Annotated in this window: 13 protein-coding genes; 4 read left to right on the top strand and 9 right to left on the bottom strand. The window is 68.3% G+C overall.

Going from position 1 to position 15,146, the window contains the following annotated elements:
- Positions 1–58 precede the first annotated feature (58 nt).
- Both ACIOSY_RS06355 and ACIOSY_RS06360 read right to left on the bottom strand, forming a co-directional pair.
- Positions 59–1,075, bottom strand: a complete 1,017-nt coding sequence (locus ACIOSY_RS06355) for an ABC transporter permease (protein ID WP_400850717.1) — start codon at positions 1,073–1,075, stop codon at positions 59–61.
- The gene (locus tag ACIOSY_RS06360; RefSeq protein ID WP_400850720.1) at positions 1,072–2,052 is read right to left on the bottom strand and encodes an ABC transporter ATP-binding protein; all 981 of its coding nucleotides are present in this window, start codon (positions 2,050–2,052) and stop codon (positions 1,072–1,074) included. Before ACIOSY_RS06360 ends, ACIOSY_RS06355 begins: the two co-directional genes overlap by 4 nt.
- Positions 2,053–2,141: 89 nt before the next feature.
- On the opposite strand from ACIOSY_RS06360, the gene ACIOSY_RS06365 reads away from it, so the two are divergent.
- Positions 2,142–2,540, top strand: coding sequence for a YccF domain-containing protein (locus ACIOSY_RS06365; protein WP_400850723.1), 399 nt, complete (start codon positions 2,142–2,144; stop codon positions 2,538–2,540).
- 20 nt (positions 2,541–2,560) lie between these two features.
- The gene (locus tag ACIOSY_RS06370) at positions 2,561–2,890 is read left to right on the top strand and encodes a hemerythrin domain-containing protein (protein ID WP_400850726.1); all 330 of its coding nucleotides are present in this window, start codon (positions 2,561–2,563) and stop codon (positions 2,888–2,890) included.
- A gap of 7 nt (positions 2,891–2,897) precedes the next feature.
- On the opposite strand, the gene ACIOSY_RS06375 is transcribed toward ACIOSY_RS06370, so the two are convergent.
- Complete coding sequence (locus ACIOSY_RS06375; protein WP_400850729.1) at positions 2,898–3,884, bottom strand: glycerophosphodiester phosphodiesterase family protein; 987 nt, start codon at positions 3,882–3,884, stop codon at positions 2,898–2,900.
- A gap of 89 nt (positions 3,885–3,973) precedes the next feature.
- On the opposite strand from ACIOSY_RS06375, the gene ACIOSY_RS06380 reads away from it, so the two are divergent.
- On the top strand, positions 3,974–4,885 hold the full coding sequence (locus tag ACIOSY_RS06380; RefSeq protein ID WP_400850732.1) for a Bax inhibitor-1/YccA family protein: 912 nt from the start codon (positions 3,974–3,976) through the stop codon (positions 4,883–4,885).
- Positions 4,886–5,033: 148 nt separating this feature from the next.
- Positions 5,034–5,306, top strand: a complete 273-nt coding sequence (locus tag ACIOSY_RS06385) for a GlsB/YeaQ/YmgE family stress response membrane protein (RefSeq protein ID WP_400850735.1) — start codon at positions 5,034–5,036, stop codon at positions 5,304–5,306.
- Positions 5,307–5,367: 61 nt separating this feature from the next.
- On the opposite strand, the gene ACIOSY_RS06390 is transcribed toward ACIOSY_RS06385, so the two are convergent.
- The 6 genes from ACIOSY_RS06390 to ACIOSY_RS06415 all read right to left on the bottom strand — a co-directional run bounded on the left by ACIOSY_RS06390 (position 5,368) and on the right by ACIOSY_RS06415 (position 15,115).
- Complete coding sequence (locus ACIOSY_RS06390) at positions 5,368–6,681, bottom strand: RNA polymerase sigma factor (RefSeq protein WP_400850738.1); 1,314 nt, start codon at positions 6,679–6,681, stop codon at positions 5,368–5,370.
- Between the two features lies 1 nt (position 6,682).
- Positions 6,683–7,108, bottom strand: coding sequence for a YciI family protein (locus ACIOSY_RS06395; protein WP_400850741.1), 426 nt, complete (start codon positions 7,106–7,108; stop codon positions 6,683–6,685).
- Positions 7,109–7,247: 139 nt separating this feature from the next.
- The gene (locus ACIOSY_RS06400) at positions 7,248–8,642 is read right to left on the bottom strand and encodes a glycosyltransferase (protein WP_400850744.1); all 1,395 of its coding nucleotides are present in this window, start codon (positions 8,640–8,642) and stop codon (positions 7,248–7,250) included.
- A gap of 9 nt (positions 8,643–8,651) precedes the next feature.
- Positions 8,652–10,238, bottom strand: a complete 1,587-nt coding sequence (gene guaA, locus ACIOSY_RS06405; protein ID WP_400850747.1) for a glutamine-hydrolyzing GMP synthase — start codon at positions 10,236–10,238, stop codon at positions 8,652–8,654.
- Positions 10,235–10,747, bottom strand: coding sequence for a DUF3817 domain-containing protein (locus ACIOSY_RS06410; RefSeq protein WP_400850750.1), 513 nt, complete (start codon positions 10,745–10,747; stop codon positions 10,235–10,237). Before ACIOSY_RS06410 ends, guaA begins: the two co-directional genes overlap by 4 nt.
- A gap of 108 nt (positions 10,748–10,855) precedes the next feature.
- Positions 10,856–15,115 carry an ExeM/NucH family extracellular endonuclease gene (locus tag ACIOSY_RS06415; protein ID WP_400850753.1) on the bottom strand — a complete coding sequence of 1,420 codons (4,260 nt, stop codon included), beginning with the start codon at positions 15,113–15,115 and terminating at the stop codon, positions 10,856–10,858.
- Positions 15,116–15,146: the final 31 nt, after the last annotated feature.

Raw genomic sequence — 15,146 nt, forward strand, 5'->3', positions numbered from 1 at the left:
GCGCGGTGCACGCGGGGTTGCCGTTGCCCGTCCGGCCCCTCACGGGGGTGCAGCCCCCTCAGGCGATGCGCGTTCCCGGAGGTAGCCGCCGCGCCGGCGTGCGGGTGCGCGACCAGGCCCCGGCGAAGAGCGAACCGGCGATCACGATCTGCACACCGAGACCGACGAACCAGCTCGGCACGGTGGACTCGATCACGTCGCTCGCCGTGTCCGAGGAGTAGTCGGGGTCGCATTCGTCCCATCGCTGCTCGAGCGGCGACAGCTGGGCGGTGCGCACGCCGTACTTGATCTGTCCGAACAGATCGACCGGGTATCCGTTGGGGCTGTACTCGGTGGGGGTGGCGTCGGCCAGCACGACGAAGGGGTTGGCGGCGAGCACCCACCACACGAGATCGAAGCGCGGGACCTCGTACGTGTACGTCTCCCATTCGTCGCAGATCGCGTTGCCGGACTGGTCGTACGGCCGGCTGTAGTTGGTCGCCTCGCTGCGTATCGCGAATCCTCCGAGGGCGAAGACGATGAGAGTGCCGATCGCGAGCGAGGCGACGACGAGGTAGGTCGTCGCGACGGAGAACAGCGGGCGCGCGATCAGGCCGCTCAGCCCCACGCCGATGGCGGCGACGATCACGATCTCCACCGCGAGCACCAGCAGCGAGATGAGCAGCACCAGGGCATCCGCACCGCCACCCACGAGCGAGAAGGCGAGGAACGGCAGCGCGACCAGCAGGAACGCTCCCCCGGTGGCGACGGCGGCGAGGAGCTTGCCGAGCATGATGTCGCCGGTCGATGCGGCGGTGACCTGGATCGCGGCGAGCGTCGCGGCATCCCTGTCGCCGTTGATGGCGTTGCCGCTGAGCGTGGGCGACACCAGCACGACCAGCAGCAGCACCATGTTCACGACGATCGAGTAGACCCCGGCTCCGGGGGCGTCTCCGTACGAGAAGACGGCGAATGCGAGCGCGGTGATGCCGAGGAGTACGACGGCGAAGATGCCCAGGAGCACGTACCAGCCCACACTGCGCAGGCGCTGCGTGAGTTCGAGACGGGCGATGGTTCCGATGTGCGCGATGCTCATGCTCCCGCCTCCGATCCGGTGCGGGGCGCAGGGGGCGCAGGGGGCGCCGGCTGCATTCTCGGCTGGTTGAGGTGGAGGAACGTGTGCTCCAGAGCGCTCTGCGCCGGCGCGAACTCCGAGATCGGCAGCTGCGCGGCGACGAGACGATGCAGCGCCGAGGCCGCCGATTCCTCGTTCTCGAATCCGATCAGCACCGTGCCACGGTCACCGCCCAGCGATTCGGGAGGAACGCCGAGCGTCGACGCCACCTGCCAGGCGTCGGCGCTCAACCGTTCAGCGGATGCTCCGACCAGGCGGATTCGCCAGGCGCGCACGGCGGCCGGAACGGCGGCCGCATCGACGACGGCCCCGGCCACGAGGAACACGGCGTCATCGACGACCTCTTCGAGTTCGGAGAGGATGTGGCTGGAGATCAGGATCGTGCGGCCTTCGGCGGCGAGGCGCCGCAGCAGCACGCGCAATTGCACCCGTGCTTCGGGGTCGAGTCCCGATGCGGGCTCATCGAGCAGCAGCACCTGCGGGTCGTGCACGAGCGCTCTGGCCAGCCCGAGCTTCTGCTTCTGGCCGCGGGAGAGCACCTTCGCCGGAGAGTCGGCGAGCGCGCCGAGATCGACCAGATCGAGCAGATACCGGGCGCGCAGCGCCGCATCGGCCGGCGAGATCCCGTACAGCCGGGCGGTCGTCACCATCGTCTCGCGCGCGGTGAGCGAGGGCCAGGCGCCGAGGGCGTCCGGCATCCACCCGAGGATCCGACGGGCCGCGAGCGGGTCCTCCGAGGGGTCGACGTCACCGATGCGGATGGTCCCGGTGTCGGGGGCGAGGAGGGAGGCGAGCATCAGCAGCAGCGTGGTCTTGCCCGCGCCGTTCGGCCCCACCAGGCCGGTCACCCGCCCGGGCTCAGCGCGCAGCGTCGCCGAGCGAACCGCCTGCACCGTCCCGAACGATCTGCTGACACCATCGACGGCGATTCCATTCATGCCGGCCAGTCTGGCATCAGGTCACGCGCGACCCGCGGACCTCCGGGCGGATGCTCAGGCTGCACAGCCGCGGATGGCACAATCGGCTCATGCGCACGATCCTCAACATCATCTGGGTCATCCTGGCCGGATGGGCACTGTTCCTCGGCTACATCCTGGCGGGGCTGCTGCTCTGCATCCCGATCGTGACCATCCCCTGGGCGATCGCCTCGTTCCGCATCGCGCGCTACGCGATCTGGCCCTTCGGTCGCGAGGTGGTGAGCAAGCCCACCGCCGGGGTCGGTTCCTTCCTCGGCAACGTGCTCTGGGTGATCCTCGCCGGATGGTGGCTCGCGATCGGCCACATCATTTCGGGCCTCGCGCTGTGCATCACGATCATCGGCATCCCGATGGGCATCGCCGACTTCAAGATGATCCCCGTCTCGCTCATGCCCCTGGGCAAGGAGATCGTCTCGACCCGCCGCGGGGCGTTCGATCGCACGCTCTGACCCGAGCGAGCCCCGATCTGGTGCTGTTCTGCATCGGATTCTGCTCGGCGCTCGACGGCCACCACCGCAGCGAGGATCGGGCGCTGTTCCTGGCACTGCGGGCGGAGCATCCGGAGCTCGATGGAATGATCGACGAACTCATGCAGGATCACTCGATGCTGTCGCACCTGCTGGGCAGCCTGCGCGAAGCCGCCGAGAGGCGCGAGGACCCGGCGACGATCGGGCGCCACCTCGACGCCATCGGCGCGATCATGGAGTCGCACTTCCGGTTCGAGGAGCGGGAGATCCTCGAACCGCTGCGCACTCTGACGCTCGAGCGCGAGGTCGCCGAGGTTCTCGGACCGCTCTGACCGGCTCTCAGCTGCGGAAGAACCCGACCCCGAGGTCGGGGTGGTCGACGAACACGCCGTCGACGCCGCTGCGGGCGATCACGCCCCACTCCGCCTCGTAGTCACCGAAGTCGCCCTTGCCACCGGCGCCGCGGAACTCGGGCGAGAGGAATCCGTTGTCGGGACGACACGTCCAGGTGAAGACGGTGAGCCCCCGGGCATGCGCGTCCGCGACGATCGTGTTGCCCCGCACGAGCAGCATCTTCTTGCTCACGCTGATGCCGTCGACCCTGCCGATGAGACCGTTCAAGCCCTTCGGCTCGACCGTCGCCTTGTACGTCAGAGCGTGCTTGCCCTGCGCGACCAACAGATCGTACGGGCGCCCCGTCGACTCGATCAGGTAGATGTACGACGCGGCGATGCCACGCCCGCGCAGGTCACCGAGGATCGTCGACTCGAAGCATTCGATCACCAGCGGGAGCTCTCCGTCAGCCCACCCAGCCGCGCGCAGATCGCGCTCGATCAGGGGCGCGAGATCGATGCCGATGCTGGCGAAGTAGGTGGCGTGCTTGACCTCGAGCACGACGCCGATCTCGCGGCCATGCTCGATGGACCCGTCGCGGACGATGTCGAGCACATCGATCAGTCGCAGGATCTTCTGGGCGCCGTCGAAGCTCGCACTCGTCGCGCGCACCTCGGGAAGCCGCTCGCGCACCCGCAGCGTCGACAGCTCGTCCCAGGTGAAGTCCTCGGTGAACCAGCCCGTCAGCGCCTGGCCGTCGACGCGCTTGGTCGTCTTGCGATCGGCGAATTCCGCATGCTCCGCCACATCGGTCGTGCCCGAGATCTCGTTCTCGTGCCGCACCACCAGCACGCCGTCCTGGGTCGCCACGACATCCGGTTCGACCGCATCCACGCCCATCGCCAGCGCGAGCTCGTACGAGGAGCGGCTGTGCTCCGGACGGTAGCCGGGCGCACCGCGATGCCCGATGACGAGAGGAGATTTCCTGGGCACGCTCTCAGCGTAGAACACCCCACCCGGCGCTCCGCCCGAGTATCGTAGAGGAAAGCGACCTACGACCCCCTTTTGGAGTGAGGCCCACGATGAGCAACTTTGCTTTCAACAACCCGGCGTTCAAGCAGCAGGATCCGCGCAACGTCGCGACCTACCCCGGCGCCCCGCAGGCTGCTCAGGGCGCGCAGACCGCGTCGTTCCAGCACGCCTCGGTCGATGCCGCGACCAACGCGCAGCTTGAGGGCATGTACGCGGCCCCGCCCGCCGGATCGATCGAGACCGACCGCATGTCGGTCGAGGACACCGTCTGGAAGACGGCCGGTCTGTTCGCGATCCTCCTGGTCGCCGCGGCGGTCGGCTGGGTGTGGACGCTCGGCGGAGTCCAGGCGATCCCCACCGAGAACATCTCGATGCTTCCGTGGATCATCGGTGCTGCAGGCGGCTTCGTGCTCGCCATGGTCATCGCGTTCACGTCGCGCAAGAAGGTGCGCCCGCCGCTGATCTTCGCGTACGCGGCCTTCGAGGGTCTCTTCATCGGTGGCATCTCGGCGTTCTTCGAGGTCATCTGGCCCGGCATCGTCATGCAGGCCACCCTCGCCACCATCTCGGTCGTGGGTGTCACGCTCGCCCTCTTCGCCAGCGGCAAGATCCGCGCGTCGAAGAAGGCCACCAAGATCTTCATGATCGCCATGGTCGGCTACCTCGTCTTCTCGCTGCTGAACCTCGTGCTCATGTGGACGGGCGTCCTCCCGCAGGACCAGGCCTTCGGCCTCTACAGCCAGTCGATCGCCGGTATCCCGCTCGGGCTGATCATCGGCGTGCTCGTGGTCATCATGGCTGCGTACTCGCTGGTGCTCGACTTCGATCAGATCCAGCAGGGCGTGCGCAACGGCGCACCGCGCAAGTACGGCTGGCTCGGTGCCTTCGGCATCATGGTCACCGTCGTGTGGCTGTACGTCGAGATCCTGCGCATCATCGCGATCGTCCGCGGCAGCAACTGACGCATTCTCATCGCGAGAGGCCCGTTTCCTTCCGGAGGCGGGCCTCTTGCCATGCCCGGGCTCGCTGCGCAAGGGGGTTCCTGGAAGATCGCTGGGAGAGCACGATCGGAGATCACAGACGACCGTCGTCTGACAACAGGAGGTCATCATGAGCTTTCTCGGTTTTCTTCTTCTCGGTCTCATCGCCGGGGCCATCGCGAAGCTGATCCTTCCCGGCAAGCAGGGTGGCGGATGGTTCGTCACTCTCCTGCTCGGCGTCGTCGGCGCATTCCTCGGCGGCTGGCTCGGCAGCCTGATCCTCAACCGTCCTCTCACAGAGTTCTGGGATCTGGGCACGTGGCTCCTCGCCATCGGCGGCTCGATCATCGTTCTGCTGATCTACGGCCTGATCGTCGGCCGCGGCAGCAAGGTGCGCGACTGATCGCACCAGCAACTCGACGCCCGCCCTCTTCGGCTGCTCCGGCACTCCGAAGGGGGCGGGTCTATGTCGTGCGCCCGAGAGCCTTCTGCTCCAAGAGGGTGCGCTCGCGATCGTTGCCTGCGAGCCCCGCGGCGACGGCGAACTCGCTGCGCGCCTCGTCTTCGCGGCCCAGGCGACGCAGCAGTTCCGCGCGCGTCGCCGGCAGCAGGTGGTAGCCGGGCAGCGCTCCGGATGCGGCGAGCTGGTCGAGAATGCGCAGGGCGGATGCCGGACCCGTCGCCATCGCCACGGCAGCAGCCCGATTCAACTCGACCACCGGAGACGGCGATAGCCGCCCGAGCGCTTCGTACAGCAGCACGATCTGCTCCCAGTCGGTCTCGTCGACCGATGGGGCGACTGCGTGGCGCTCGGCGATGGCCGCCTGCAGGCCGTAGGCCCCGCGTCCGCGCCCGAGAGCATCCGCTCGCGCCAGCGCCGCGCGTCCGCGAGCGATGCGCCCACGATCCCAGCGACGGCGATCCCAGCGACGGCGATCCTCATCGGCGAGCAGCACCGGCTCGCCCTGCGCATCGGTACGGGAGGGGAACCGGGCCGCGGTGAGCTCCATGAGCGCGAGCAACCCGTGCACGTCCGGCTCCCGCGGCATGAGCGCCGCGAGCACTCGTCCCAGACGGATGGCCTCGTCGCCCAGATCGACGCGCAGCACATTCGACCCGCTGCTCGCCGAGTGCGCCTCGTTGAAGATCAGGTAGATCACGCCGAGGATCGCGCCGAGTCGCGCCGTGTGCTCTTCGCGCGGCGGCACCTCGAAGGGCACGTTCGCCGCCGCGAGAGTCTTCTTGGCGCGCACGATACGCTGCTGGACCGTCGCCGTCGGCACGAGGAACGCCCGGGCGATCTCCTCGCTCGACAGCCCGCCGACCACACGCAATGACAGCGCCACCTGCGCTTCCTTCGAGAGCACCGGGTGGCACGAGATGAACAGCAGACGCAGCACGTCGTCGTCGACGGCATCCGGATCCCACGGCGGGGCATCCGCCGACTCCGCCTGCTCGCGCTCCAGGTCGTGCGCGATGACCGCGAGCCGCTCGTCGAGACGTTCACGACGCCGCCACCGATCGATCGCCTTGCGCTTCGCGACGGCGGTGAGCCAGGCGGCTGCGTTGCGGGGCACGCCCTCGACCGGCCACTGCTGCAGCGCGTCGAGCAGCGCCTCCTGCGCGAGATCTTCGGCGAGCCCGAACTCCCCCGTCATGCGGGTGAGCGTGCCGATGATCTTCGCCGAGTCGATGCGCCACACCGCGGCGACGGTGCGCTCCACCGACCCTGTGCCGGGAGTGGAACGCACCGCATCGCCATCGGCAGACGTGGTCATCTCACTGCTGGGCGCGCTGCGCGGCCTCGTCGCGCCAGCCGGCTTCCTTCTCGATCCACTCGTTGTCGGCGGGGAAGTCCGACATGTCGGTCACCCGACGCACCTCGAGGAACGATCCCGCCCCGAGCGGCGCGCGGCTCGCCCATTCCGCTGCCTCTTCGCGGCTCGACACCTCGATGATCCAGAACCCGTTGAAGAGTTCCTTGGTTTCGCCGTAGGGGCCGTCGGTGATGAGCGGCGTCTCGGCGCTGAAGTCGACGACGAAGCCCTCCGCAGCGTCGGTCAGACCCTCACCGGCTGCCAGCACACCGGCCTTGATCATCGACTCGTTGTACTTCCCCATGGCCTCGATGACCTGCTCGAAGGGGATCTCCTTGTAGGCCGCGACTGCTTCGTCGGTCGAGCGCATGATGAGCATGAACTTCATGGTGTTCTCCTTGATCGATGGGATCGTCGTTCGACCCTCTCATCAAAGACGTCGAACGGGAATGACGCCGATCGACATCGCCCCGACAATATTCTGAGATTTCGTCCGGCGCCATGGAAAGGGCGCAGAAAGCGGCTCCTCAGCGGCGCGAGGGGCGGCGCACGGCGCCGTCGATCACGGCTGTCAACGCGGCCAGCGACTTCTCGGGGCTCCACGCCGCGGCGACACCCGGCGCCTCGGCGCTGAGCCGCGCGAGAAGCTCAGGGTCGTCGAGAACTCCCCGCACCGCGGCGGCGAGCCCTTCGACATCGGCGTCGGGAACGAGCACTCCCCCACCGGCCCCCAGCACGTCGCGGATGCCGTAGCGCACGTCGTACGAGACGACCGGCGCACCGTGCAGCAGTGCTTCTACGATCGAGAGCGGCTGGCCCTCGAAAGCCGTCGCCGTGAGCACGAGCGACGCCCGGTCGAGAACGCGTCCCGGATCGTCGGTATACCCGGCGAGCACCACGCGGTCGGATGCGCCGAGTTCGTCGATCAGAGCCTGCAGGCGCTCCTGTTCCGGCCCGCCTCCCCAGATCTCGAGACGGGTGCCCGGCACGTCGGCACCGAGGAACGCGCGGATCGCCTGATCGACGCGCTTGCCCGGAGCGAGCCGCCCGAGCACTGCGACGAGTCCGGGTTCGCGCAGATCTTCGCGCACGGTGACCGCGGGGATCGGGTTCGGGACGACCTCGTGCACCGCCGCATCGCCGAAGCGGGCCACGACATCGTCGCGCTGCGTCGCGGTGGGCCAGATCACGGCATCGAAACGGTCCGCGATGCCGAGCCAGCGCGTCCACAGCGGGTTCATCGGAGCATCCGCCGTGTACGGGGCCTCGAGGTGGATCGTGTGGATCGTGTGCAGGATGCGCACCCGGGGTTCCGACCAGCCGACGATCAACTCACCGAGCTGTCGAGACTCGCAGATCACGACGATCGGGCGCTCGTCCAGCCCGGCGGCGAGGTGCTCGAGCCATGCCCGGTAGAGTCCGCCGAAGCCGGGAACGCCACCGATCACAGAACCGGTCGCATCGTAGATCTGCACGGGCTCGCGGCTCAGGTGCCAGTCGGGGTCACCCGAAATCACGGGCAACGCCACGACCGGGCGCCCCTCGGCATCCGCGATCACGCGGTACTCGACGTCGTCGGCGGGGATCAGTGCCGCGTCGGCCGCATCGCGCAGCCAGACCGCCGCTCCGCCCGCCTCGGAGGCCGCCTCATCGAAGAGGTTACGCAGACGAGAGGCGTCGACGAGCGCGCCGCGCGCGGCGAACGTCGCCCGGTGCTCCGCGTGAGCGGCCGCCGTGCCGGGATCGAACGTCAGCAGCTGCGGACCGAGGCCCTCGGCGACGCCTGCTCCCGCGAGCTGCCGGGCGCGCGACAGCGTCGCGATCGTGTATCCGCCGTCGAGATCGGGGATCAGCCGGCTCGACAGCACCAGGTACTCGGCATCCGGCAGCGTGCCGGACACCGTCTCAGGCGAGAGAGACACTCTCGCCCGTCACTCCCACTCGATCGTTCCCGGCGGCTTCGACGTCACGTCGAGAACGACGCGGTTGACGTCGCGCACGCCGTTGGTGATGCGGTTCGAGATCTTCGACAGCACGTCGTACGGCAGACGGGTCCAGTCGGCCGTCATCGCGTCTTCACTGGAGACCGGACGCAGCACGATCGGGTGCCCGTAGGTGCGGCCGTCGCCCTGCACTCCCACCGAACGCACGTCGGCGAGGAGCACGACCGGGCACTGCCAGATCTCCTGGTCGAGACCGGCCTTGGTGAGCTCCTCGCGAGCGATGGCGTCTGCCTCGCGCAGGATCTCGAGGCGATCGGCGGTGACCTCACCGATGATGCGGATGCCGAGGCCGGGGCCGGGGAACGGCTGACGACCGACGATCGCCTCGGGAATGCCGAGCTCGCGGCCGATCGCACGGACCTCGTCCTTGAACAGCGCACGCAGCGGCTCGATCAGTTCGAAGTCGAGGTCGTCGGGGAGGCCGCCCACGTTGTGGTGCGACTTGATGTTCGCGGTGCCCGCACCGCCGCCGGACTCGACGACATCGGGGTAGAGCGTGCCCTGCACGAGGAACTTGACCGGGGCGCCGCCATCGGCCTTCGCCTCTTCGACGAGATCGAGCTGCACCTTCTCGAAGGCGCGGATGAACTCGCGCCCGATGATCTTGCGCTTCTCCTCGGGGTCGGTGACACCCTTCAGGTGACCGAGGAACGTGTCGGCGGCCTCGACAGTGATCAGGCGCACACCGGTGGACTCGACGTAGTCCTTCTCGACCTGCTCGCGCTCGCCCTTGCGCAGCAGACCATGGTCGACGAACACGGCGGTCAGCTGGTCGCCGATGGCCTTGTGCACGAGCGCGGTGGAGACCGCGGAGTCGACGCCGCCGGAGAGAGCGGAGATGACGCGGGCGTCACCCACCTGCTCGCGGATGCGCTCGACCTGCTCGGCGATCACGTTGTCGCTGTTCCAGTCGGAGGCGAGACCGGCACCCTTGTGCAGGAAGTTCTCGAGCACCTGCTGGCCGTGGTCGGAGTGCTTGACCTCGGGGTGCCACTGCACACCGTAGAAGCCGCGCTCCTCGTTCGAGAACGCGGCGACCTTCGTGGCGTCGGTCGTGGCGAGCACTTCGAAGCCCTCGGGGGCGCGGGCGACCTGGTCGCCGTGGCTCATCCAGACGTTCTGCGCCGCGGGCTGTCCGCCCAGCAGCGTTCCGCCGTCACCGGTGATGACGGCATCCGTCGCCCCGTACTCGCGCAGGCCGGTGTTCGCGACCTCTCCACCCAGCGTCTGGGCCATGTACTGGAACCCGTAGCAGATACCGAGGGTGGGAACGCCGAGGTCGAACACCGCGGGGTCGAGCCGCGGAGCGCCCTCCTCGTAGACGGACGAGGGTCCGCCCGAGAGGATGATCGCGACCGGATTCTTGGCGGCGATCTCTTCGGCGGTGGCGGTGTGCGGCACGATCTCGCTGTACACACCCGCCTCGCGGACGCGGCGTGCGATCAGCTGCGCGTACTGCGCGCCGAAGTCGATGACGAGCGCGGGACGCTGCTGGGTCTCGGACTGTTCGGTCAACGGATGCCTTCCGTGGCAGGGGCGGGAGCCTCGGCGGCTTCCCTGGTGGCGAGGTAGGTCTTCACTTCACGAGCCACGATCGACTCCATGAAGAAGGACAGCAGCGGGATGACGCCGCCGAGTGCGAGCAGGATGAAGCGCGGGAACGGCCAGCGCATCAGGCTCCACATGCGGAAGCATGCGAAGAGGTAGACGACGTAGAACCAGCCGTGCGCGACGAGGATGAACAGCGACAGGTTGAACCCGTCGCCCAGAGACGTCATCTCGCAGGAGTTGGTCCAGGGGGCGAACAGCGACCACCACTGGCAGTCGGCACCGGCGAGCACACCGGCGAACCACACGGGACCACCGGACCCACCGAGGAAGAGTTCGAGGTGGATCGGCGTGTACTTCAGCACCATCTCGGTCAGCAGCAGGAGCAGCATGACTCCGGTGATGATCGACGCGATCTGGTAGAACTTCAGCGCACCGCGGATCGCCGGAAAGCTGGCGACTTTCGGTTCGGGCATGCGACCAGTCTAGCCGGGGACTCCGAGCGCTCGACGCCCGCTCGGGCACGACGGAGGCCGCCGGGATCACTCCCGACGGCCTCCGCTTTCGTCAATCGAGGAACAGCGTCAGAACCATCCGCCGATCACACCCCACAGCCAGTCGAGGATCGCACCGATGATGCCCCCGATGCCGCCGGCCTTGGCGACGGAGACGGTGGCCGTGGCCTCGTCACCGTCGGCCTGCGACACGGCGACCGTGTAGGTCCCGGCCTTCGTATTCTTCGGCACCGTCACCGATGTGGCGAACGAGCCGTCGGCCGAGACCTGGATCGTTCCGACATCGATCGCCGCGCCGGATGTCGGACGCAGCTGCACCGTCACCGTCTCGCCCGGCTCGTATCCCGACCCGGTGATCGGGAGCTTCTTGCCCGCGGTCACCTTCGAGGATCCGAGGTCGATGGTGCCGGCGAACTCCGCCTCACCCGTGACCGTGAACGGCGCCTGCACCGTGGTTCCGGTCGAGGCGACGGCGACCGTGAGCTGCTGCTCGCCGGTCACCCCCGCGGGAACCGTGAAGGTGAGCGTCGCACGACCACCCTCGTCCGTCGTGTCGACGATGGTGGGGTCGACCGCACCGGAGGCGAGCACCGAACCGCCCAGCGACACCGTCACCTCACCCGGTGCGGGCTCGCCCGCACTGAACGCGAGCGACGACAGTGCGACGGTCACCTGGTCGCCGGCGCTGTAGCCGTCGGCATCCGGGGCGCTGACCGCGACGCCGACCGCGCGCTGAGCGAGATCGGGGGTCGCTGTTCCGTTCGCGTCGAACCAGTCGACCATCGACTGCAGGTCGATCTTGCCGGTGTCGCGCTTGTTCGTGCCCTCCTTGAAGGTGAAGAAGTTGTCACCTCCGGCGGCCAGGAACGAGTTCGCCGCGACCGTGTATTCGGCCGTCGGATCGATCGGTTCGCCGTCGAGCGTGATCGAGGTGACCCGCGACCCCTGCGCCGCGGTCGGGTCGTAGGCGTAGACCAGACCCTCCGAGACGCCGAGCTTGAGGAACGGCCGTGCCGACCCCGTGGGTTGCCACTGCTCTTCGAGAACACCCTTCAGCTGAGCACCGGTGAGGGTGAGCGTGACGAGCGTGTTGGCGAACGGCTGCACGGTGGCGGCCTCACGGTAGGTGACGTTGCCGGCGGGATCGGATGCTCCGCCCGACGCGTACGTCAGGTTCGCGCGGATTCCGCCGGGGTTCATGATCGCGATGTCGGCACCGGTCGACCACTTCTGCACATCGGCGACGAAGTTGCCGATGGTGGACTCGCCACCGCGGTTCTCGGCCCCGCTCGTCTGACGTGCGCGGTTGAAGTCGGCGGTGATGTCTCCGACCTTGATCGCACCGAGGACATCGGCCTCGGCCTTCGCCGCGGCGACGATCTCGGCCACCTCGGGGACGGCCGGGTAGAGCGGCTGCCCGTTGGCCGTGAGGGGCTTGATCTCGTTGGTGATCGAGATCAGGTCCTTCGTGGTCGGATCGACCTGGATGTTCATCAGCCCGAGGTTCTCGCCGTACTGGCCCGCCGAGACGACCGGGCGGCCGTCGATGACGTGGTTGTAGGCGAGGTGCGTGTGCGCCGACACGATCGCATCGACGTCGTCGTCCACGCCGTAGACGATCTCGCCGAGGGGCGAGTCCGGCGTGACGGCGGCGATGTCGGTGGTCTCCGCGCCCTCGTGCACGAGGAGGATGATGACATCCGCCTCGCCGTTGGACGCATCGCCATCGCGCAGGTCGTCGGCCACTGCGTTGACCGAGTCGGGGATGCTGCGCACCTCGAGGTCTGCGATCCCTTCCGGAGACACGAGCGAGTCGAGGTCTTCGGTCACTGCGCCGATGAAGCCGACCTTGACGCCGTCGAGCTCCTTGATCCAGGCCGGAGCGAGCGCGGGCTCACCGGTCTCGGTGACGAACACGTTCGAGGAGATGTACTCCCAGTCCGCTCGGTCCTGCACGCGGTCGCGGAGGTCTTCCCAACCTTGGTCGAACTCGTGGTTGCCCGCGGCGCTCACATCGAGTCCCGCCGCGTTCAGCGCGTCGATCGTGGGGTTGTCGTCGTTGATGAACGATGTGAAGGTCGAGGCGCCGATCAGGTCGCCCGCTCCCGCGAAGATCGTGTTCGGATTCTCCGATCGGAACTGCTGCACCGCTCCCGCCACGACCGCGGCGCCGGCGGCGGCACCGTCGGCCTCGATCCGACCGTGGAAATCGTTGATCGTCACGACGTCGATGCTCACCGGAGGGATCTCCGACGAGACGCCGACGATGATCGGGTCGTGGTCGCTCGACCGGTACGGAGTACCCGCCTCGGTCGCGCCGAACGCGTAACCGCGGTCGCTCCACTCGGGCGAGTTGATGCCCCAGACCCCGGCACCGGTGATCGACGCCGTCAGCGACGGCGACGCGATGACGTGATCGAGCGAGCCCAGCTCGCCGTCGAACGAGTAGGTGTACTGCCCGTCGGTCTTGTCGGCGACGAGGTCGCTCCATCCCTCCGACGTGAACACGTCGATCGGGTCTTCCTTGCCGTACGCGTTGAAGTCTCCGATCAGCAGCATGTCGCTGCTGCCGGTGGTCTCCTCGAGCTCGGCGGTGAAGTCCAGGACGGCCTGTGCCTGCGCCACGCGATCGGCGTTGAAGAAGCCCTGCCCGTCGGCGGGTTCTGCTCCTGCCCCCTCGGGCGGCGACTTCGACTTCAGGTGGTTCGCGACCACGGTGACCACGCGCCCGTCGATGTCGAAGGCCTGGGCGATCGGCTCGCGCGCGTTGCCCCAGACCGTCTCGTCGACGATGGTCTCGCTGTCGCCGACCGGGGAGACCGCATCCTTCTTGTAGATGATCGCGTTGGTGATGTAGTCGGTCGTCGCCGCGTCGTTCAGCGCGCTCGGCGTCGGCACGTACGCCCACACCTCGCTGCCGGCGGCCTCGTTGAGCCCGGAGACGAGATCGGCCAGTGCCGTGTCGATGGGCTTGCCCAGCTTGACCGAGTTCTCGATCTCCATCAGCGAGACGATGTCGGCGTCGAGTCCGTTGATGGCCGCGACGATCTTCGACTTCTGGATCGCGAACTGCGCCGCGTTCGCGGCTCCGCGGGCGTCGGCGTTCTCGGTCTTCAACGTCGTGAAGTAGTTGAAGACGTTGAACGACGCGACCTGCACGTCACCGCCGACATCCGGAGCGGATGCCGTGCGGGGGTTGGCCGATTCAAACCCGACCTTGAGGTCGGCGGGCGAGGAATCGTCGATCGGCACGGTCGGCTGCAGGCGCCAGTCGTCGAAGCCCCACTGCAGGATGTAGCCGCTGTCGCTGAAATCGACGATGTCGCCGTTGCGCACGACCGTATCGGTGGTGAAGTACGGCTGGTGGCCGGGGTGGTTGTTGTTCGTCACCTGCAGAGACCACGCGTCGTCGAGCAGGATGCGGTCAGCGCGGTTGGCCGCGGCGATCGCGGCGGCGTCGGCACCCGGACGCGTGGTCTCGGTGCTCTTGACGTTGAGGTCGCCGGGGTTCAGCCAGAGCGTTCCGAAGTTGTAGAGCTGGTGGCTGGATGCCAGGCGATACGTGCCGGCCGGGGCGACGAGCATGTTCTCGTACTGCTCGCGATCGGTGCCGACGACCGTGTCGGGCAGCGGCGTGACCGCGGGAACACCCGCACCGGCCGTGAGCACCTCGATGCCGGTGAGCGCGGTGGGGTTGATCTGGGTCTGGCCGAAGTACTCGCTGACCTTGCCGGTGACCGAGATGAGGTCGCCGATCTCGAGTCCCGGCGCGAGGGCGTTGAGGTACACGAACACGCCGTCGGATGCCCCGGGAGTGGGGTCTTCGGCTCCGCCGGAGCCCTGCGTCTGGATGACGATGCCTTTGTAGCCGCCGGTGCGGTAGTCGGCGGTGACGACACCCTCGACGGTAACGGTCTGACCGCTCACCGGAGAGACGTCGGTGGTGCCCTGCACCTCGGCGATCGTGTGCGTCGCCGGCGTTGCGGCGGCCGCCGCAGCCTCGTCGGCCGGCGCCTGTTCGGCGGGCGCCTCTTCGGCTGGCGCTTCTTCGGTCGCCGGCGCTTCGGTGGCCGGTGCTTCGGCGGGCGGGGGCGTCGTGGTGTCGACCGGCGCGCTGGAGTCGGGCGTGGGGGATGCCGGGGCTTCCGTCTCGGTGCTCGACGACGCGGGGGCGTCGACCGGCTCATCGGTGGCGGATGCGGGCACGGCGCCGAGCGACCCGAAGGCCAGCGCGACGGCTGTGGTTACGGCGAGAGCGCCGGCGCGCCCCCGCTTGCGGTGTTCGGACGACTCGGCTCCCGGGCGGGCGTCGTCGTGGGGGGCTGACATGCGAACGGTCTCCTCGTCATTGTGGATTTCG

It is taken from the genome of Microbacterium sp. NPDC087665, assembly GCF_044743285.1.
GTDB lineage: Bacteria > Actinomycetota > Actinomycetes > Actinomycetales > Microbacteriaceae > Microbacterium.